Below are 19,889 nucleotides of genomic sequence, written 5' to 3'. Positions count from 1 at the left end.
ACCCCGGACAGGCCGGCTCAGGCCGAGGCTGCGCGCAGCGCCGGCTGCGCGGCGTCTGCCAGGCAGCCCATCTCGGCGAGGCTCGCCCGCACGGCGGCGTCCAGCGGCGTCGCCGGCTCGGGCCCGATCAGCTCGACGAGGCGGCCATTGTCGAGCCGCGAGGGGTGGCGCCAGTGCGGCGCGATTTCCGCCGCCTCGCGCGGCAGGCCGCCGAACGGGGCCGCGAGCCGCATCAGCCACCATGGGAAGCGGTAGACCGGGAGCCTGCGGCCGGCGGCGCGGCGGATCGCCTCCACCATCCTCTCGCCGGTGTCGTCGTAGAGCCCCTCGAACTGCACCCGCTCGAAGGGGCGCAGCCGCGCCGGCGCCTCGACCAGCCGGGCAAAGGTTTCGGCGAGGTCGGGAAGGTAGGCCCAGCTGTGCCCCGGCCCCTTCGCCGGATTGACGATGCGGCGCAGCGGCTTGCCCGGCGCCACCATGGCCTGCGCAAACCAGCTCGATCGCACGCCGGGGCCGAAGAAGTCCCCCGCGCGCAGGATCAGCGACGGCACCTGGGGTGCCGCCTCCTCCAGCCGCTTTTCCATCGCCACGCGGATCGCGCCCTTGCGGCTCTTCGGCCGCTGCGGCGAATGCTCGCCGAGCACCGGCGTCTCAGCCGGGTCGAAATTGTAGATCGTGCCCGGCAGCACCACGCGCGCCCCCGCCGCCCTTGCCGCCGCGATCGTGTTGTCGATCATCGGCAGCACCAGCGTGTCCCAGTTGGCATAGTTCGGCGGGTTCACCGCATGCACGATGATCTCCGCGCCCGTTGCCGCTCGCACCACATCCTCGCGCCGCATCGCGTCGCCCGCGACCCACTCGACCTTCGCCGGCCCGGCCCTGCCGGCGGCCTCCAGGTTGCGCGCCAAGCCGCGCACCCGCCAGCCATGCCTCACGAGTGCTGCGTCAATGCCGCCGCCGATTCCGCCCGTCGCGCCCAGCACCAGCGCCGTCCTCTTTCCGTCCATCGGTCCTACTCCTCGGTTCATCACGATGGGCAGAAGGTGGGCTTCCGCTACATGAAAGAAAATTGCAAATTATCCAACATCTGCTAGTAATGTTTTTATGAGCCTGCCGATCTCCTGGGACGACCAGCGCATCTTCCTCGCCGTGCTCGAGGAAGGCAGCCTGTCGGCCGCCGCGCGCCGGCTCGGCCTGTCGCATCCAACGGTGCGCAGCCGCATCGAGGCGCTGGAGCGCGAGCTCGGCACGGTGCTCTTCACCCGCTCGGTGAACGGCCTGACGCCGACCGAGACCGCCGAGACGCTGCGCGATCCCGCCCGCGCCATGGCGATGGCGTCGGACCTGTTCGTCCGGCAGGCCTCGGCGCCGGACGGCGAAGTTGCCGGCATCGTGCGCATCAGCGTGCCGGAGTTCATGGGCGTTGAGGTCATCCCCGCGATGCTCGCCCGCCTGCGCACCGAGCATCCCGGCATCCGCATCGAGCTGTCGCTCTCCAACGCCCCGGCCGACCTGCTGGCGCAGGAGGTGGACGTGGCGGTGAGGACCGTGACACCGAAGCAGGAGGCGCTGGTGGCGCGCAAGGTCGCCGCGATCCCGCTCGGCCTGTTCGCCTCGCGCGCCTATATCGCCCGGCGCGGCGCACCCGCGGACGTGTCGGAGATCGCCGACCACGACATCATCGGCCCCGACCGCAACCGTGCCGACCTCGCCATCGCGGCGATCTTGGCCGAACGGCTCGGCGGCACGCTCTCGCGCGACCGCTTCGTGCTGCGCACCGACAGCCACCCGGCGCAGATCGCCGCCACCCGCGCCGGCGTCGGCATCGGCATCGCCCAGGTCCCCGTCGGCGAGAGCGACCCGAACCTCGTGCGCATTCTGCCGGAGATCGAGGTGACGGTGATCGAGACCTGGATCGTGACGCACGAAAACCTCGCCCGCGTGCCGCGCGTCCGCGCCGTGTTCGATTCGCTCGTCGACTCGTTCCTGTCGCGGGGGCTGCGCAGCTAGGGCTTTCCGGCAGCCCGTCCGGCCGCCTTCCGCCCTGCCCCTCCACACTCCGCCGCGTGGCCCAATATCTTGGTCCAGTCCTGACGCATTGTCCGCGCCGCGCGGGGGCGCTGGGACGAGGTGCGGAATGGACAGGACAGCCGTCGCGTGGATCAACGGGCTGATCGGCGTCGTGATCTTCTCGGGTTCGCTGCCGGCGACGCGCGTCGCGGTCATGCGGTTCGACCCGCTGTTCCTGACGGTCGCGCGTGCGGCGATTGCCGGCGTGCTCGCGCTCGGCCTGCTCGTCGCCTTCCGGGAGAGCCGGCCGGCCCGGCGCGACGTCGTCTCGCTGCTGGTCGTCGCGCTCGGCGTCGTCGTCGGCTTCCCGCTGCTGACGGCGCTGGCGCTGCAGCATATCACCTCGGCGCGCTCCATCGTCTTCATCGGCCTCTTGCCGCTCGCGACCGCCATCTTCGGGGTGCTGCGCGGCGGCGAGCGGCCCAAGCCCGCTTTCTGGGCCTTTTCCCTCCTCGGCAGCGCGCTGGTCGCCGGTTTCGCGCTGTCGCAGGGCGTGGCCGCCTCGCCGGTCGGCGACGCGCTGATGCTGGCGGCGGTCGTCGTCTGCGGGCTCGGCTATGCCGAGGGCGCGCGGCTGTCGCGCACGCTGGGCGGGTGGCAGGTCATCTCCTGGGCGCTGGTCCTGTCGCTGCCGGTCATGGCGGCGCTCGCCGCACTCACCATGCCGGCGAGCCTCGCCGGCATCGGGGCACCGGCCTGGATCGGGCTTGCCTATGTCTCGCTGTTCTCGATGCTGATCGGCTTCATCTTCTGGTATCGCGGCCTCGCCCAGGGCGGCATCGCCACGGTCGGGCAACTGCAGCTGCTGCAGCCCTTCTTCGGCCTTGCGCTCGCCGCCACGCTGCTCGGCGAGAGCGTGACACCGGCGATGCTCGCCGTTACGGTCGCCGTCATCGCCTGCGTCGCGGGCGCGCGCAGATTCGCCAGATAGGAGCCCTCGCCATGTATGTGCCTCCAGCCTTCCGCGAAGACGATCCCGCCGAACTGAAGCGGATCATCCGCGCCGCGCGCCTGTCGACGCTGGTGACGGCGACGCCGGAAGGGCTCGTGGCGACGCCCCTGCCGCTGTTTCTCGAGGAGGGCGGCGATGGGCAGATCGTCCTGCACGGCCATCTCGCCAAGGCCAACCCGCAGTGGAAGCTGCCGGCCATCGGCGAGGCAATGGTCATTTTCTCCGGGCCGGACGCCTATGTCACCCCCTCCTGGTACGAGGCCAAGCGCGAGCACGGCAAGGTGGTGCCCACGTGGAACTACGTCGCGGTGCACGCCTACGGGCCCGCCGAGTTCTACGAGGATGACGCGCGCCTGCTCGACGTGGTGCGCCGCCTGACCGACCTGCACGAGACCGGCCGCGCGACGCCCTGGGCGGTCGCGGATGCGCCGGAGCCGTTCGTGAGGGCGCAGCTCAAGGGCATCGTCGGCGTGCGGCTGCCGATCACCCGGCTCGAAGGCAAGCGTAAGATGAGCCAGAACCGCAGCGCGGCGGACCGCGACGGCGTCGCCGCCGGCCTGCTCGCCAGCGATCGCGCATCCGACCGCGAGGCCGGCGCGCTGGTTCCGCGCGAGGGATAGCGGCACCGCCACTGCCGTCACATGCGTGTCATATAGCGATGGTATCTGCTCATATATCCGGATACTTGGATATATGGACACAAAATCATCCCTCGCCGCCCTTGCCGCCCTCGGTCAGGAAACCCGGCTCGACATCTTCCGGCTGCTGGTGCGCGCGGGCACCGATGGTGTGCCGGCCGGCGAGATCGCGGAACGGCTCGGCGCGGTTCAAAACACGGTCTCGGCGCATCTGAAGGTCTTGGCGCAGGCCGGGCTGGTCCGTCCCGGGCGCGACGGGCGGACGGTGCGCTACACGGCCGACATGACCGGATTCCGCGACCTGCTTGCATATCTGATGGAAGACTGCTGCGAGGGCCGGCCCGAACTCTGCCGGCCGGTCATCGACGCCGTCACGTGCCGCTGCTGAGAGGTTTTGGCCCGCGCAGCCGGGCCGGGAGGACAACAAGATGAGCGACCAGATCTACAACGTATTGTTCCTGTGCACCGGCAACTCGGCCCGGTCGATCCTTGCCGAGGCGATCTTGAACCGGGTCGGCCAGGGCCGCTTCCGCGCCTTCTCCGCCGGCTCGCAGCCAAAGGGCGTGGTCCACCCCTACGCGCTGCAACTGCTGAAGAGCCTCAACCACGACACGTCCTTCGCCCGCTCCAAAAACTGGGAGGAGTTCGCGGTGCCGGATGCGCCGGTGATGGATTTCGTCTTCACCGTCTGCGACAACGCGGCCAACGAGGCCTGCCCGGTGTGGCCGGGCCAGCCGATGACGGCGCATTGGGGCGTGCCGGACCCGGCGGCAGTCGAAGGCACAGAGGCCGAGAAGCACCTCGCCTTCGCCGACGCCTACCGCATGCTCAACAACCGCATCTCGCTCTTCGTCTCGCTGCCGCTGAAATCGCTCGACCGGCTGACGCTGCAAGGGCGCCTCCGCGAGATCGGCCGCGACCTGCCGAAGGCAGGATGAGGATGGGCATCGATCTTCCGCGTCGGCTCGTGGCCGAGGCGCTAGGCACGGGCATCCTGGTGGCGACCGTGGTCGGCTCCGGAATTATGGCCGACAGGCTGACCGACGACGTCGCCCTGGCGCTTCTCGGCAACACGCTGCCGACCGGCGCGATCCTGGTCGTGTTGATCACCATCCTCGGGCCGCTGTCCGGCGCGCATTTCAATCCGGCCGTGACGCTGGTCTTCGCGCTGCGGCGTGAGATCGGGGCGAACGCGGCCGGCGCCTACGTCGCGGCCCAGGTGATCGGCGGCATCGTCGGCACGCTCGTCGCCCATGCCATGTTCGAGCTGCCGATCTGGCAGGCGTCGGCGACGGTGAGAACCGGGTCGGCCCAGTGGCTCGCAGAGGCGGTCGCGGCCTTCGGCCTGGTGTTCACCATCCTGGCCGGCCTGCGCTTCCGTTCCGATGCGATTCCGTGGCTGGTCGGCCTCTACATCACCGCGGCCTACTGGTTCACCGCCTCTACATCCTTCGCCAATCCGGCCGTCGCCATCGCGCGCGCCTTCACCGACACCTTCGCCGGCATCCGCCCGGCCGACCTGCCGGGCTTCATTGCCGCCGAGTTCGCGGGAGCGGTGCTGGCCATGCTGGTGGCCGGCTGGCTGCTTGCCACCCCCCGAAACGCCCTCGAGACGAGACCCGCCGAATGACCGTCACCATCTACCACAATCCCGACTGCGGCACCTCGCGCAACACGCTGGCGATGATCCGCCAGTCCGGCGAGGAGCCGGTGGTCATCGAATATCTGAAGACGCCGCCGTCGCGAGCGCGGCTGGTGGAACTGATCGGCGCGATGGGCATCACGCCCCGCGCGCTGCTGCGCGAAAAGGGCACGCCCTATTCGGAACTCGGCCTGGCCGACCCGAAATGGAGCGACGACGAATTGATCGACATGATGCTGGCGCATCCGATCCTGATCAACCGGCCGATCGTCGAAACCCCGCTCGGCACCAGACTGTGCCGGCCTTCCGAAGCCGTGCTCGACATCCTCCCCAATCCGGACATCGGCCCGTTCGTCAAGGAGGACGGCGAGGTGGTGATCGACGCCGGCGGACGAAGGGTATCGTAGCGCCGCATCGCCGAGGCTATTTGCAGTCGCGCGGGAACGAGAAGGCTGCCCCCGCATTCTCGTCATGAAACCGAAGGAGGGCCGGACATGTTCGATCCAGAACTCTGGCTCCGTATCATCTGCTCGATGATTGCGACCACCGTGCTACTCGGCATCGGTGCAGTTGCCGTGCTGTCCACTCCCGCGCTGAAAGACACCGCACCCAGCCTCTTGCCTTGGGTGGCGGTGGCAAGCGTCGTGCTGGCGCCCTTCGCCGGCAATCTGATCGCGCCGCGCCTACGTATCCGCCACTGGGGCCGGGAGCGCTGGAAGCGGGGCGACGCGATCTCCGGCTGAGGTCTACTTCTCCGGCGAACTCACGTCTCCAAAGAGCAGCACGGCAGTGAAGAAGGCGAACGCGGCAAGAACGCCGGTGATGACGATTGCGGTATCGGTGGGCATGTGATCCTCCATCGGTTGATGGAAGATCGATAGCCTGCCCGGAAGCCTTCGCCTTGACCGAAATCAACCGACGGCAGAGGCCTTCGTCTCAGGCCGCGAAGCGAGTCGCCTCGGCGCCGTAATAGTTGATGTAGCGCTCGGAGATCCGCTCCACCGGCAAGATGACGAAGACGTCCGTCGTGCCGAAATCGCGGTCGACCACGCAGCCCTCGCCGAAGCGGGCGCCGAGCCTCAGATAGCCCTTGATCAGCGGCGGCATGGCCAGCAGCGCGGCTTTCGGATTGACCGCCTCTACGGGCATCAGATCCATGGTGTGGAACCGCGCCGGAACCGCCCGCGTATGCCAGTCCGCATCGGCCGCGCAATGATGCGCCAGGAAGGACAGCGCCTCGGCATGCGCGGCCGGAATAACGCCCGGGAAGGAGGCACAGCCGGTCATGACGTCGACATTGTGCCGCCGCGCATAGGCCCACACGCCCTGCCAGAGCAGTTCGACCGTGCGCTTGGTGCGATATTCGGGCAGCACGCAGGAGCGGCCGAGCTCCAGGAAGCGGCGGCCGGGATGCCGCGCCACCAGCACGTCCAGCTCGAACTCGCCGGAGGAATAGAAGCCGCCGGTCGCCGAAGCCACGTCCTGCCGCAGCAGCCGGTAGGTGCCGACGATCTGGTGGTGATCCGGCCCGTTGATGGCGGTGTCGAAGACGACGAGATGGTCGCAGATCGCGTCGAAACGGTCCGCGTCCAGCGCCTCAAGCTCGTGGACATAATCACGCTTGGCGCCCAGCTCGTCGTAGAAGACCCGGAAGCGCACCTCCTGCGCGGCCGCGATCTCCGAGGAATTGCGGGCCAGCCGCACCTCGAGCGGGCCGATCCGGCCGAGAAGCGCCCCGGCGGGAATCACCGCCTCTGCCGCCGGCCTTGCCGGGGAAAGCGGAAAAGTGGTGCGCGCGCGCTCCAGCGTCGTGTGCATCGCCTGTCCTCCGAATGCCACCGTCGCATGCGGCATACAGTTCTCCTGCAACAGGACCATGACGGAACGGTGTCGGCAAGATGGACTGTGGAAAGACCGGCCTCAGGCGGCGGCCGCCTGGCCTTCGATCGCCTCGACCAGCTTCGCCGGATCCAGCGGCTTGGTGACGAATCCGGAGGCGCCGTGGGCGAGCACGCCGTGGCGGGTTGCCTCCTGGCTGTCGGCGGACAGCACCACGATCGGAATGGGCACCAGGCCCTTCTCGTCCTCGAACTTGCGAGATCAGGGCGATGGCGTCGAGCCCGTCCATCACCGGCATGTGCAGGTCCATCAGCACTGCGTCGTAGCGGCGCACGCTGGCGGTCTCGATCACCGCGTCGACGGCAGCCCTGCCATTGGTGACGACGTCGACCGAATGGCCGGCCTTCTGCAGCGCGACCCGGGCCAGGAGCGCATTGATCTCGTTGTCCTCGGCGAGCAGCACGTGCAGGCGGCCGCTGGCCGAGGGGCGGCGGCCAGCCGGCCCGGTCGCGCTGGCGGCTCCGCCCGACGTCGTAATCTCGCGCTGGAGAAGCAGGCGCACCAGGGTCTCGCCACGCACCGGCCGGGCGAGGAAGGTCTCGTAGCCGTTGGCGCGGAATTCTGCCAGGCGGCCGCGGTCGGTCGGTGCGATGAGCGTAAGCGCGGCGATCTCCCGGTCGACGCCGCCGCGAACCTTCGCCAGCATCCTGCCATCGCTGCTTTCGAGCGCCGCGTCGATGAGCACGGCGCGGGCATCGCTTTCGCGCAGGCGCTCGATCGTCTCCTCCGGCGTGCGGGCGATCGCCGCCGAGCCGCCATGCGCACGCATGGTGAGGGCGATCGCCTCCGCCTCGATGATGTTGTGGGAGAAGACCACCACGCCGAAGCCCGCAAGCGCCCGCGACGGCTGCGCCTCCGCCTCGGTCTCGGCCGGCGCGGGCACGTCGAGCGTGAAGACGGAGCCCTCGCCCTCGGTGCTCTCGACCGTGATCTTGCCGCCCATCGCCTCGGCGATGCGGCGCGAGATCGCCAGCCCGAGGCCCGCGCCGCCATGCCGCCGCGTCGAGGTGCCGTCGGCCTGCTCGAACTCGCGGAAGATGCGCTCCAGGTCCTCCTTGCGCAGACCCGGCCCGGTATCGGCGACCGCGAAGGCGATCCGCCGCGCAGCACCTGCTCCCGACGTGGTCACCGAAACCAGCACGCCGCCGTCGTCGGTGAACTTGATCGCATTGCCGATGAGGTTGAGCAGCACCTGGCGCAGGCGACCGGGGTCGGCGAGGAACTGCGCCGGCACGTCGGGCGAGACATGACAGCCGAGCCCGACGTTCTTGCTGTAGGCACGCGCCGCGAGCAGCTCGACGACGTTCTCCACCAGCTCGCGCGCCGAGGTCGGCAGCGGTTCGAGCTCGAAACGCCCGGCCTCGATCTTGGAGAAGTCGAGCAGGTCGTCGATCAGGGCGAGCAGGGCCGATGCCGAGGTGGAGACGGCGCCGACATAGGTCTGCTGTTCGGGCGTGAGCTCGGTGTCGGCGAGCAGCTTTGCCATGCCCATGATGCCGTTCATCGGCGTGCGGATCTCGTGGCTGACCGTGGCGAGGAACTGCGACTTGGCGCGGCTCGCATCCTCCGCGCGGGCCTTGGCCGCCGACATCGACTTTTCGGCCCGCTTGCGGGCGGTGATGTCGCGGGCGATCGCGCGGTGCGAGACCGCGCCGTTCGACTTGTCGCGCACCGACAGCTCAATCCAGGAGAACCAGCGGGTGCCGCCGCCGGTGTGGATCGGGACGTCGGTGGAGCTCAGGCACTCGCCGTCGGCGAAGGCCGCGTCGGGCACCAGCCCGACCTCGATGCCGAGCTCGGCGAGGGTGCGGCCGGCGAGATTGCGCGGGCTGGTGCCGACCAGGCCGGCGAAGACGGAATTGACGTAGACGATGCGGCCGGCGCGGTCGCGATGCACCACGAGGTCGCCGAGCGCGTCGATCAGGCCGTGGAAGCGCTCCTCGCTCTCCTGCATCTCCCACATGCGGTCGGCGAGAGTCTCGATCTCGGCATGGGTGCGCGCGGCGGCGTCGCGTTCCCTCGCACGGCTGCGCTGGAACTGGATCTGGGCCCAGCGCGCCACGGCCAGGCCGGCCAGGCCGGCGCAGACGAGCGCGATCGCGAGGAACAGCGGGCCGCCGGTGAGACGCGAGACGAAGCCGAGCACGGTCACGCAGGCGCTGATCGTGACCAGCAGCCTGAACGCGAGACGGCCGCTCGCGCCCTTCGGGGACACAGGTCCCGCGGAAGGTTCGTCGGCTTTCGGTTCCTGCCCCATCGTCATGCGCCGGACCGTAGCCCGGCAGCGATGGAGAAAGGTTTGGACCGAACGCTAAGATTTTAGCGACAGGCCCGGAAAGCCTGAGGGAAGGCTACTTTGCGTCCGCCATGTCGATCACCACGCGGCCGCGGATGCGGCCGTCGATGATCGCCTTCGCCGCGTCAATGATGCCGTCGAAGCCAATCCGGGTGGAGATGGCCGACAGTTTGGCGTGGTCGAGATCGGTGCCGATGCGCTTCCAAGCCTCCAGACGCAGCGCCTTCGGCGCCATGACCGAATCGATGCCGAGGAGGGAAACGCCGCGCAGGATGAAAGGCGCGACGCTCGTCGGAAGGTCCATGCCCTGCGCCAGGCCGCAGGCCGCGATGGCGCCGCCATAGGAGGTCATCGAGAGGACGTTGGCGAGCGTGTGGCTGCCGACGGCGTCGACGCCGCCCGCCCAGCGCTCCTTGGCGAGCGGCTTGGCCGGTCCGGACAGCTCGTCGCGCGAGATGATCTCGGCCGCGCCGAGTTCCTTCAGATAGGCTTCCTCGGAGACGCGGCCGGTCGAGGCGATGACGTGGTAGCCGAGCTTGGACAGGATGGCGATCGCGACCGAGCCGACGCCGCCGGCCGCGCCCGTCACCACGATCGGGCCGCGGTCGGGCGTGATGCCGTGGCGCTCTAGCGCCATCACCGACAGCATGGCGGTGTAGCCGGCGGTGCCGACCGACATCGCGTCGAAGACGCTCATGCCGGCCGGAAGCGGCACCAGCCAGTCGCCCTTGACGCGCGAGCGGCCGGCATAGGCCCCGTGATGCGTCTCGCCGGTGCCCCAACCGTTGAGGATCACCTTGTCCCCGGCCTTCCAGTCGGGATGCGAGGAGGAAAGCACCGTGCCGGCGAAGTCGATGCCGGGCACCAGCGGGAAGCGGCGCACGACCGGCGACTTGCCGGTGATCGCGAGGCCGTCCTTGTAGTTGACGGTCGAGGCCTCGACCGCGATGGTCACGTCGCCGTCCATCAGGTCCGCCTCGGTCAGCTCTGTCACCGCAACGGACTGCCGCTTCTCCTCGTCGCGCGAGATGAGGATGGCCTTGAAACGATCGGTCATTGTCTAATTCCTCCGGATGTCGTGGCGATCTTGCGTGTTGAGGACCGGCGTTTCAAGCGCCGTCGGGCGGGTTGCGGCCTGCGGGACGGCGGCGCCAGTCGAGGAGTTCCTGCAGCACCACAAGCGCGGCACCGACCGAGATGAAGGCGTCGGCCAGGTTGAAGACGGCAAACGACCAGGTCTGCGTATGGAACAGGATGTAGTCGACCACATAGCCGAGGGTCGAGCGGTCGATGATGTTGCCGAGCGCACCGCCGACGATCAGCGCGAAGCCGGTGCGCGCCAGGTGCTGGTGCGGCTCGGCCTTGGCGGCCAGCCACACAATGAACAGCATCACCGCGCCGGTCAGTATGACCATGACCGTGTCGTCGAGGCCGGACAGGAACGAGAAGGCGATGCCGGTGTTGCGCGTGTGGTAGAGCGACAGCATCGGCATCACGTCGATCCGCTCGTAAAGCTCCATGTTCGCGACGACCAGCCGTTTGATCCACTGGTCCAGCCCGGCAGCCGCGAGGGCGACGAGTGCGTAGATCGCAAGGATACGCTTCGACATCAGCGGGTAACGACCTTCAAGGCTTCGCGGCGGATTTCGAACAGCATGACGCCGGTCGCAACCGCAAGGTTGAGCGAATCCGCCCGTCCCGCCTGCGGGATCAGGACCAGCCGGTCGCAGGCGGACGCCAGCGTCTCGGGCAGCCCCTGCTGCTCGTTGCCCATCAAAAGGACGACGGGCTTGCCCGCATAGGGAACCGTCCGGTAGTCGATCGCACCCTTGAGATGGGTGCCGACGACGAGGCCGCCGAAGCCCTTCCGCCAGGCGAGGAATTCCTGCTCGCTCGCCTTGGCGACCGGCACTGCGAACACCGACCCCATCGTCGCCCGCACCGTCTCGACCGAGAACGGGTCGGTCGTGTCGCCGACCAGGATGACGCCCTTCGCGCCCACCGCGTCGGCGGTGCGGATCACCGTGCCGAGATTGCCCGGATCGCGTACCCGGTCGAGCGCAACCCAGACATCGCCGGCGGCTGGGCGAACTTCCGAAAGCGGCTTCCAGCGCTGGCGGAAGACGCCCACCACCATCTGCGGATTGTCGCGGCGGGTGATCGCTGCCAGCACCTTCTCGGTCACTTCCAGCACCAGCCCGCCGGCCGCGACGGTGCGCGCGGCGACCTTCTCGACGGCCGGATTGCCCTTGGCGGACTTGGCGAAGACCAGCGTCTCGATGGTCCAGCCGAGGTCGAGCGCGTCGATGACGAGCTTCAGCCCCTCGGCCATGAAGACGTTGCGCTGGTCGCGGAATTTCTTCAACGCGAGCGACTTGATGTCCTTGACGATCGGGTTGGCGAGGCTGGTGACCTCCTTCACCTGCCCGACGGCGCGCCTTTCGGTCATTTGGCTACCCATCGCGAGAAGAGGGAGGTGGAGAGCGCCCGGCCGGCGGACTTCTCCCGTATGATCAGTTCGCCGGATTCGACCGTGCCGCCCATGCCTGCGAAAATATCGCGCATCAGCGCGTGGATGGCGAAGAACGAGGCGCGGATCGAATAGGCGGTCAGCACGACGGCCAACGGCTTTGGCGTCAGGATCTGTCGGCAGAGGTCGGCCATCGCGGGCAGGTCCTCGAACAGTTGCCAGACCTCGCCCTTGGGGCCGCGGCCATAGGCCGGCGGATCGAACAGGATGATGTCGTAGCGGCTGTCGCGACGGGCCTCGCGCTCGACGAACTTCATCGCGTCGTCGCAGATCCAGCGGATCGGCCTGTCCGACAGCCGCGCGATCTCCTGATTCTCACGCGCCCAGCCGATCGCCTTCTTCGACGCGTCGACATGGGTGACCTCGGCGCCGGCTCGCGCGGCGACGAGGGAGGCGAGCCCCGTATAGCCGAACAGGTTCAGCACCTTCACCGGCCGGTTCGCGCCGCGGATCAGCCCCTCCATGTGGCTCCAGTGCGGAGCCTGCTCGGGGAACACGCCGACATGGCGGAAGGAGGTGAAACGGCCGAGGTAGGAGATGCCGTCATGCGTCATCGGCCAGGTCTCGCCAAGCGGCTGCTTCGGGAAGCGCCAGCGACCGATGCCCTCCTCGTCGGTGTCACCGGTGAAGACCGCGTCGACATTCGCCCAGTCGCGCTCGGGCAGCGCGCGGCGCCAGATCGCCTGCCCCTCGGGGCGCACGATCCGGTAGGGACCATATTGCTCCAGCTTCTCGCCGTCGCCGGAATCGAGCAGCGCATAGTCGGCATTGGGAAGAACTTCGAGGATCAGCGGCAGGTTTTCCGCCGGCAACACGCCCGGCCGACGCGGCACAGGCTGGCGCGGCGCGACGGGCGCCTGGGCGGAAGCCTGCCTCGGCTGCGCGGCCTCGGCGTGGCCGGATTTCGGTCTCGGAGCAGCACCGCCCGGCAGCGGCCGGAACGGCGTCTGCGCCGGCTGTCCCGGTCTTGCCTTCGAAGGCCGACGTTTGTCGCGCGGCGGTTTCAAACCTGATCCATCGTCCCGTGGAGTTCGCGGCTTCTGCCACAGCAAGGGGGGAGGCTGCAACCACGCGCCCGGAAAGCCCGCCTCAGAGCCTCGGCGTCACGCCCGGCCGATCTTCTCGTAGACGGCGATCCCCGCCGCCAAATCTTCCAGCGCCGCGCCGACGGACTTGAACAGCGTGATCTCATCAGGCGCGCCGCGACCCGCCTTCTCGCCGCGCGCGAGCTCGTGCAGATCGGCGACGATGCCACCTTCCGCCAGAACGCCGGATGCGAGCGGCTGGACGATGTCGCCCGCCTCCTTGGTCGCGCCTGCACGGGTGTCGACATAGACCCGCGCGCGGCGGATCGCGTCGTCGTCCGCCTCGCGCATCGTCGGCGTGAAACCGCCAACGAGATCGACATGCGCGCCGGGCGACAGCAACGCGCCTTTGATCAAGGGCTCCGTGGAGATGGTCGCCGCCGAGACGATGTCGGCCCAGCCGAGCGCCTCGTCCAGGTCGCGGGCGACCGAGGCGTTCAGCCCCGATTTTCCGAGATCGGCGGCGGTCGCCTCGGCATTGGCGGCAGTGCGGTTCCAGATGCGGATGTCGGTGATCGGCCGGACGGCCGAATGTGCCCTGGCGAGGAAGCGCGACAGGGCGCCGGCGCCGACGATCAGCAGCTTCGAGGCATCCTCGCGGGCAAGATAGGTCGCCGCCAGCGCCGACGCGCAGGCGGTGCGCCACTGGGTGAGCCGCTGGCCGTCGATGAGCGCCTGCGGTTCGCCAGTCCTGGCGTCGAGCAGCAGGTAGAGCCCCATCACGGCCGGCTTGCCGATGGCATTGTTGTCGGGCGAGACGGTGACGATCTTCACACCGATGTGGCCGCCATCCGAGGTGCCCGCGCGGACAAGGTCGCTCCAGGCGGGCATCAAGAGCAGCGTCGGGTTTGTCCCATCGGGACGCTCGATCGTATGGTGGTGGCGGACGGGCTGCACCGCGCCGTCGCGAAACGCGGTGCGCAGCGTCTCGACCAGAGGGGCGAAATCGAGGGCGCGGTCGACATCTGCGGCCGAGATCATGCGCACGTGGGAACTCTCCGGAAAAAGGTCAGTGCCGGGTCGCCGGGACCGTGCCGGCGGAAGGAGCCACGGGCGCCGGGGGCACAGGCTTGCGGTCGCTGATCTCCCGCATCAGCGACTGGACCTCGCGCGTCTTGTTGCGCGCCTCCTTGCGGTAGCGGCCCTGCTTCCACCAGGTTGCGAAACTGCCGAGGACGAGGCCGACGCCCAGCGCGAGGAAGAGCATCACGAACAGGGGAAGCTGGAGCGTGAGAGCCGGATTGCCGGGATTGAACGGGTCGAGCGTGAAGGCGACCGACATGCGGTTGGCGACCGCCAGCGCGATGAGGATAACCGCAAGCGATACGAGCACGACGACGAGAATAACGCGGTTCAGCATGGTCTGCCTGACATAACTGGGAGGATGCCGGCGTCAATCCTCGATATTGAGGCGCTCGCGCAGTTCCTTGCCGGTCTTGAAGAAAGGCACCCACTTCTCCTCGACCTCGACGGATTCGCCGGTGCGGGGGTTACGGCCGGTGCGCGCGGGCCGGTTCTTGACCGAAAACGCGCCGAAACCGCGCAGCTCGACCCGGCTGCCCGACGCCAGTGCATCGGTGATCTCCTCGAAGATCGCATTCACGATGTTCTCGACGTCCCTGAGGAAGAGATGCGGGTTGCGATTGGCGATGAGCTGGACCAGTTCGGACTTGATCATGCGACTGCTTCCCCCTTCGAAAACTCACGACTGCAAAGGAACGATGCTTGAAAATCCGTCACTTAGTCCGAGACGGCCGCTGATTTAGGGTGCCAGAGCGACAGCATACCGTCAAGAAAGATGCGGTCGGCGCCGATCTTCTCCAGGAGATCCGCGTCGACACTGGGAATGCCCAGCAAAGCGGCGATGCGCTGGCCGAGGGCGCTGGACAGGAAGAAGTCGGTGGTCGACCTGCGCGGCTTCCACTCGACGATGTCGAGCCCGGAATCGACGCCCTTGGTGACCAGCCAGTCCTTGGCCTTTTCCTCGCCGCCGAGCTCGTCGACCAGCTTGTTCGCCAACGCCTGGCGGCCGGTGAAGATGGAGCCGTCGGCAAGCGACAGGACCTCGTCGCGCGAGAGCGGCCGGCGCTCGTCCACGAGGCCGACGAACCAGTCGTAGGAATCCATGATCATCGAGCGCAGCATCGCCCTCTCCTCGTCCGTCGTGACGTTGAAGGGCGAGGGCTCGGCCTTGAGCGGCGAGGATTTCACCTCGTCGAGCGTGATGCCGATCTTGTCCATCAGGCCGGTGAAGTTGGGGAACTGGACCAGCACGCCGATCGAACCGACGATGGACGACTGGCGGGCCACGATGTGGTCGGATGCGCTGGCGATCATGTAGCCGGCGGAGGCCGCCAGCGTGCCCACCTGGGCGACGGTGGGCTTGGCGGCGGCGAGCTTGCGGACCGCCTCGTAGATCGCCTCGCCGCCGGCGGTCGTGCCGCCGGGCGAGTCGATCGACAGGATCACGCCCTTGACGCTGTCGGACTCGGCAACGTCCTTCAGGCGCTTCAGCAGTTCCTCGTCCTCGGTGATGGTGCCCTCGATCTTGACCTTGGCGATGTGGGCGACCGCGGCGCCGCCGAGGCTGTCGCGCATCGCCCAGCCGGTCGAAGCGGCGATGGCCGCGGCGGCGATCAGGATCGCCGCGACGCGCCAGAACGTCAGCTTGCGCCGCAGGCGGCGGCGATCAATCATCTCGTCGGCTCTCAGGGCCATGTCAGTCTCGCTCCGGGCGGTTGCGCTCGTCTGTCGATGAGCGTTTCTAGAACAACGCGCGGCGGGTCGCCACCCCGATCCGGGGAGGCATCGTGTTGACGCAACGCACAATTTGCCTCTCGCAACTGCGTTAGGGTAGTATAACCCCTGTCATTTCATCCAAAAATAACCATATTGGAATGTAAGAGGCAGTTAGAGTTCCGCCGTCGGAAAGCGGACCTATTTCCATGTGCGTTGGGGCAGCGCACAATCAAGCGAAGCCGGAGTATTGACCGCAGGATGACGGCAGCCAAGGCAACAGGTATGGAAAGCGCCGAAACGCGCGCGCTGACGCCTACCGTGCGAACGGACGAGGTGTTCGCCCGCGCGCAGCGTCATTCGCGCCTGGTCCGGTGGTTGAAGGTCTGGCTGCCCGGCCTCGCAGTGGCCGGGGTGGTTGGCTTCATCGGCTGGTCCTATCTGTCGATTCCCACCGTGGCGGGGATCGACATCGAGGGCGCCGCCATCAGCGACGGCAAGCTCGTGATGGCCAATCCGAAGCTCGACGGCTTCACCAGGGACAAGCTGCCCTACACGATGACGGCCCTGCGCGCGGTGCAGGACCTCGGCAACACCAGCGTCATCCATCTCGAGGGCATCGACGCGAAGCTGCCGGTGGATCCGAAGAACACGGCCAAGGTCGTCGCGAAGAGCGGCGTCTACGACAACGGCAACAACACGCTGGTGATCGACAGCCCGATGACGGTGACGACCACCGACGGCATGACGGCCAACCTGAATTCGGCTAATCTGGACATGAACGCCGGCACGATGTCGACGGCTGATCCGGTCGAGATCCTGCTGAACGGGTCGAAGATCAATGCGCTGTCGATGAACATGACCGACAACGGCCGCGTGATCGTGTTCGAGAACCGCGTGCGCGTCGACATCGAACCCAGCAAGAAATCAGGTGAGGCGGCGAGCGGGGGCAGCAATGCATACAACTAGGCTTCTGGCCGGCCTCTGCGCCGGCCTCGCGCTCTTGACGACCGGCGCGCTGGCGCAGGAGCGGACGGGCAACTTCTCCGGCCTCCAGCTCCAGGGCGACAAGCCGATCCAGATCGAGAGCGACAAGCTCGAGGTGCGCGACACCGAGAGCATCGCCATCTTCACCGGCAATGTCAGCGTCGTGCAGGGCGACACGCTGCTGAAGTCGGGCAAGATGACCGTGCATTACAAGAAGAAGGAAGGCGCAGAGGCGTCGTCCACCACGATGTCTGGCGGCAGCAACATCGAGCGGATGGAAGTCGACGGCAAGGTCTATGTGAAGACGAAGACCCAGGTCGCGACCGGCGATCGCGGCACGTTCGACATGGCCACCGAGATCATGACGCTTACCGGCAGCGAGGTCGTCCTCACCGAAGGGCAGAACGTGATCGTCGGCTGCAAGCTGACCGTCGAGATGAAGTCCGGTGCGGCGAAGCTGGATGGCTGCGGCAGCGGCTCGGGACGCGTCAAGATGCTGCTCACACCCGAGAAGCAGGGTCAGTAGCGCTTGAATTCGATGCCGGACCCGAAAAAGGGCGTGAAGGCCGCAGCCGAGGCGCGGCCCACGATCGCCTCCGACAATGCGCACGCCAAAGGCACGCTCATCGCGCGCGGACTGACCAAGAGCTACAAGGGCCGCGACGTGGTGCGCGGCGTCTCGATTGGCGTGCGTGCCGGCGAGGCGGTAGGGCTTCTCGGTCCCAACGGCGCGGGCAAGACGACCTGCTTCTACATGGTCACGGGTCTGGTGCCGGTCGACAAGGGCACGATCGAGCTGGACGGTTTCGACGTCACGAGTATGCCGATGTATCGCCGTGCAAGGCTCGGCATCGGCTACCTGCCGCAGGAAGCGTCGATCTTCCGCGGCCTGAGCGTCGAGAACAACATCCGCGCCGTGCTGGAAGTCGTCGAGAAGAACAAGGCGGAGCGCGAGCGGTCGCTCGACGCCCTGCTCGAGGAGTTCCACATCTCGCATCTGCGCAAGTCGCCCTCCATCGCGCTGTCAGGCGGCGAGAGGCGGCGGCTCGAGATCGCGCGGGCGCTCGCCAGCCGGCCGACCTTCATGCTGCTCGACGAGCCCTTCGCGGGCATCGACCCGATCGCGGTGGCGGACATCCAGCAGCTCGTGCGGCACCTGACCAGCCGGGGCATCGGCGTGCTGATCACCGACCACAATGTCCGCGAGACGCTGGGCCTCATCGACCGCGCCTACATCCTGCATGCGGGCGAAGTGCTGACCCACGGCCGTGCCTCCGACATCATCAACAACCCGGATGTGCGCCGACTTTACCTCGGCGAGAGCTTTACCCTTTAGGAAGGTCGGGCTGTTAGCCTTGACAAGCAAGAGCCGGGCCAGTTTCATTGCCTGGTAGATCCGGGCCGGGCGGAGTGTCGAGGTCCGGACGAGGGTGGGATCGAGTCCGGTAGATGGCGTTAGCAGCCAAGCTTCAGATGCGACAGTCGCAGGCGCTCGTCATGACGCCGCAGCTGATGCAGTCGATCCGTCTGCTGCAATACACCCACACCGAGCTGGAACGCTTCATCGACGAGGAGATCGAGCGCAATCCCTTGCTCGAACGCGTGACGGAGGAGGCGTCGGGCGGCGAGGATGGGCCGGAGGCCGCGCACCGTCCGGACGAGCCTTCGCCCGACTGGCTGGAGCCGGAGCTCGAATGGAGCGCCGAGGCCATTTCCGACAAGCTCGACAGCACGCTGGAGAACGTCTTCCCCGACGAGCCCGGCGCGACCGACCGCCTGGGTCCCGACCTCGCCGCACAGTGGAAGTCCAACAACAGCGGCAAGCAGCCGCCGAGCGAGGGTTTCGACCTGGACGCGGTCGCCGCCCGCCCGGTGACACTCAGGGACCATATCGCGGAGCAGATTTCCTTCGCCTTCGTCGATCCGGTCGATCGGATGATCGCCGCAGATCTTGCCGATTCGCTCGATGAAGCGGGCTACTTCCGCGGCGACGTTGCGGAAACCGCCGAGCGGCTCGACATCGCGGCCAGGGTGGTCGAGCGCGTGCTCGGCGTGTGCCAGACCTTCGATCCGGTGGGCATCTTCGGCCGCGATCTCGCCGAATGCCTGTCGCTGCAACTGCGCGCGCGCGACAGGCTCGATCCGGCCATGGCGAAGCTGCTGGCGCATCTCGAACTCCTTGCCCGGCGCGACTTCCAGGCGCTGCGCCGCATCTGCGGCGTCGATGAGGAGGACCTGATCGACATGCTGGCGGAGATCCGGGCGCTCGATCCCAAACCCGGGCTCGCCTTTTCCACAGGGCCGACCACCAGCATCATCGCCGACGTGATCGTGAAGGCAGCGCCCGACGGCAGCTGGACGATCGAGCTCAACCCGGAAACCCTGCCTCGCGTGCTGGTCGACCAGGCCTATTACACACGGGTGAACGCGACGGCGCGCAACGCCGGCGAGAAGGATTTTCTGGCCGATTGCCTGCAGAATGCCAACTGGCTGACCCGCAGCTTGGATCAGCGGGCCAAGACCATCCTCAAGGTCACGGCCGAGATCGTGCGCCAGCAGGACGGGTTCCTCGCGCATGGCGTCAGCCACCTGCGGCCGCTGAACCTGCGCACGGTCGCCGACGCCATCGGCATGCACGAATCGACCGTGTCTCGAGTGACCTCGAACAAATACATGCTGACCCCGCGCGGCGTGTTCGAACTGCGCTACTTCTTCACCGCCTCGATCGCGTCGGCCGAGGGGGGGCGACGCGCATTCGTCCGAGGCGGTCCGGCACCGCATCCGCAGCCTGATCGAACAGGAACAGTCGGCGGACGTGCTCTCCGACGATGCGATTGTGGATATCCTGCGGAAAACCGGCATCGACATCGCACGCCGGACGGTCGCCAAATACCGGGAGGGCATGAATATTCCGTCCTCCGTGCAGCGCCGCCGGGAAAAGCGCGCAATGGCCTTCGCCAACGCCTGAGCGGCGTTATGACGCTCAGGCGGCCGCTGCGTCCGCCCTGCCTTCGTTGACATCCAGAAACGGAGTCTCTAGAAGCCCCGCCGCAT

At 67.7% G+C, this 19,889-nt stretch carries 21 protein-coding genes and 2 pseudogenes; 12 read left to right on the top strand and 11 right to left on the bottom strand.

What is annotated here, in order from left to right; genetic code table 11:
- Positions 1–17: 17 nt before the first annotated feature.
- Complete coding sequence (locus LRS09_RS14615; protein ID WP_257807513.1) at positions 18–1,007, bottom strand: NAD(P)H-binding protein; 990 nt, start codon at positions 1,005–1,007, stop codon at positions 18–20.
- 97 nt (positions 1,008–1,104) lie between these two features.
- Between LRS09_RS14615 and LRS09_RS14610 the strand changes: the two genes are divergently transcribed.
- The 8 genes from LRS09_RS14610 (at position 1,105) to LRS09_RS14575 (ending at position 6,045) form a co-directional block, all read left to right on the top strand.
- Entirely contained in the window at positions 1,105–2,010 is a 906-nt protein-coding gene (locus tag LRS09_RS14610) for a LysR family transcriptional regulator (RefSeq protein WP_257807512.1), read from the top strand.
- A 127-nt stretch (positions 2,011–2,137) separates the two neighbouring features.
- Positions 2,138–3,001: a DMT family transporter gene (locus LRS09_RS14605; protein WP_257807510.1), complete on the top strand. Its 864-nt coding sequence runs from the start codon at positions 2,138–2,140 to the stop codon at positions 2,999–3,001.
- An 11-nt stretch (positions 3,002–3,012) separates the two neighbouring features.
- The gene (locus tag LRS09_RS14600; RefSeq protein ID WP_257807509.1) at positions 3,013–3,642 is read left to right on the top strand and encodes an FMN-binding negative transcriptional regulator; all 630 of its coding nucleotides are present in this window, start codon (positions 3,013–3,015) and stop codon (positions 3,640–3,642) included.
- 73 nt (positions 3,643–3,715) lie between these two features.
- Positions 3,716–4,048 carry a helix-turn-helix transcriptional regulator gene (locus LRS09_RS14595; protein WP_257807507.1) on the top strand — a complete coding sequence of 111 codons (333 nt, stop codon included), beginning with the start codon at positions 3,716–3,718 and terminating at the stop codon, positions 4,046–4,048.
- Positions 4,049–4,088: 40 nt separating this feature from the next.
- On the top strand, positions 4,089–4,598 hold the full coding sequence (locus LRS09_RS14590) for an arsenate reductase ArsC (protein WP_257807506.1): 510 nt from the start codon (positions 4,089–4,091) through the stop codon (positions 4,596–4,598).
- Positions 4,599–4,600: 2 nt separating this feature from the next.
- Positions 4,601–5,290, top strand: coding sequence for an MIP/aquaporin family protein (locus LRS09_RS14585; protein WP_257807504.1), 690 nt, complete (start codon positions 4,601–4,603; stop codon positions 5,288–5,290).
- Positions 5,287–5,709: an arsenate reductase (glutaredoxin) gene (gene arsC / locus LRS09_RS14580; RefSeq protein ID WP_257807503.1), complete on the top strand. Its 423-nt coding sequence runs from the start codon at positions 5,287–5,289 to the stop codon at positions 5,707–5,709. Before LRS09_RS14585 ends, arsC begins: the two co-directional genes overlap by 4 nt.
- 87 nt (positions 5,710–5,796) lie before the next feature.
- Positions 5,797–6,045 carry a hypothetical protein gene (locus LRS09_RS14575; RefSeq protein WP_257807501.1) on the top strand — a complete coding sequence of 83 codons (249 nt, stop codon included), beginning with the start codon at positions 5,797–5,799 and terminating at the stop codon, positions 6,043–6,045.
- 193 nt (positions 6,046–6,238) lie between these two features.
- On the opposite strand, the gene LRS09_RS14570 is transcribed toward LRS09_RS14575, so the two are convergent.
- The 10 genes and pseudogenes from LRS09_RS14570 to sppA form a co-directional block, all read right to left on the bottom strand.
- Positions 6,239–7,120: a GNAT family N-acetyltransferase gene (locus LRS09_RS14570; RefSeq protein ID WP_257810198.1), complete on the bottom strand. Its 882-nt coding sequence runs from the start codon at positions 7,118–7,120 to the stop codon at positions 6,239–6,241.
- A gap of 102 nt (positions 7,121–7,222) precedes the next feature.
- Positions 7,223–9,464 (bottom strand): annotated as a pseudogene (locus LRS09_RS14565) (ATP-binding protein).
- Positions 9,465–9,552: 88 nt separating this feature from the next.
- The gene (locus LRS09_RS14560) at positions 9,553–10,554 is read right to left on the bottom strand and encodes an MDR family oxidoreductase (protein ID WP_257807500.1); all 1,002 of its coding nucleotides are present in this window, start codon (positions 10,552–10,554) and stop codon (positions 9,553–9,555) included.
- A 52-nt stretch (positions 10,555–10,606) separates the two neighbouring features.
- On the bottom strand, positions 10,607–11,107 hold the full coding sequence (lspA, locus tag LRS09_RS14555) for a signal peptidase II (protein WP_257807499.1): 501 nt from the start codon (positions 11,105–11,107) through the stop codon (positions 10,607–10,609).
- Positions 11,107–11,946, bottom strand: a complete 840-nt coding sequence (locus tag LRS09_RS14550) for an RNA methyltransferase (protein ID WP_257807497.1) — start codon at positions 11,944–11,946, stop codon at positions 11,107–11,109. Before LRS09_RS14550 ends, lspA begins: the two co-directional genes overlap by 1 nt.
- Positions 11,943–12,860, bottom strand: coding sequence for an RsmD family RNA methyltransferase (locus LRS09_RS14545; RefSeq protein ID WP_374684914.1), 918 nt, complete (start codon positions 12,858–12,860; stop codon positions 11,943–11,945). Before LRS09_RS14545 ends, LRS09_RS14550 begins: the two co-directional genes overlap by 4 nt.
- 270 nt (positions 12,861–13,130) lie before the next feature.
- On the bottom strand, positions 13,131–14,093 hold the full coding sequence (locus LRS09_RS14540) for an ornithine cyclodeaminase family protein (protein ID WP_374684843.1): 963 nt from the start codon (positions 14,091–14,093) through the stop codon (positions 13,131–13,133).
- Between the two features lie 28 nt (positions 14,094–14,121).
- Positions 14,122–14,472, bottom strand: a complete 351-nt coding sequence (locus tag LRS09_RS14535) for a LapA family protein (protein ID WP_257807494.1) — start codon at positions 14,470–14,472, stop codon at positions 14,122–14,124.
- A gap of 33 nt (positions 14,473–14,505) precedes the next feature.
- The gene (locus LRS09_RS14530) at positions 14,506–14,790 is read right to left on the bottom strand and encodes an integration host factor subunit beta (RefSeq protein ID WP_085463711.1); all 285 of its coding nucleotides are present in this window, start codon (positions 14,788–14,790) and stop codon (positions 14,506–14,508) included.
- Positions 14,791–14,852: 62 nt separating this feature from the next.
- Entirely contained in the window at positions 14,853–15,830 is a 978-nt protein-coding gene (gene sppA, locus LRS09_RS14525) for a signal peptide peptidase SppA (protein WP_257807493.1), read from the bottom strand.
- A gap of 303 nt (positions 15,831–16,133) precedes the next feature.
- Here sppA and lptC point away from each other — a divergent pair, with 303 nt between their 5' ends.
- The 4 genes and pseudogenes from lptC (at position 16,134) to rpoN (ending at position 19,803) form a co-directional block, all read left to right on the top strand.
- The gene (gene lptC / locus LRS09_RS14520) at positions 16,134–16,817 is read left to right on the top strand and encodes an LPS export ABC transporter periplasmic protein LptC (RefSeq protein ID WP_257807492.1); all 684 of its coding nucleotides are present in this window, start codon (positions 16,134–16,136) and stop codon (positions 16,815–16,817) included.
- Entirely contained in the window at positions 16,804–17,361 is a 558-nt protein-coding gene (locus LRS09_RS14515) for an LptA/OstA family protein (protein ID WP_257807491.1), read from the top strand. Before lptC ends, LRS09_RS14515 begins: the two co-directional genes overlap by 14 nt.
- A 12-nt stretch (positions 17,362–17,373) precedes the next feature.
- On the top strand, positions 17,374–18,171 hold the full coding sequence (gene lptB / locus LRS09_RS14510; RefSeq protein WP_374684842.1) for an LPS export ABC transporter ATP-binding protein: 798 nt from the start codon (positions 17,374–17,376) through the stop codon (positions 18,169–18,171).
- 113 nt (positions 18,172–18,284) lie between these two features.
- Positions 18,285–19,803 (top strand): annotated as a pseudogene (gene rpoN, locus LRS09_RS14505) (RNA polymerase factor sigma-54).
- Positions 19,804–19,889 lie beyond the last annotated feature (86 nt).

The sequence above is a fragment of the Mesorhizobium sp. J428 genome (assembly GCF_024699925.1).
Lineage (GTDB): Bacteria > Pseudomonadota > Alphaproteobacteria > Rhizobiales > Rhizobiaceae > Mesorhizobium_A.
Note: the sequence above shows the minus strand (reverse complement) of the source record. Positions and strands in the feature narration are given on the sequence as shown.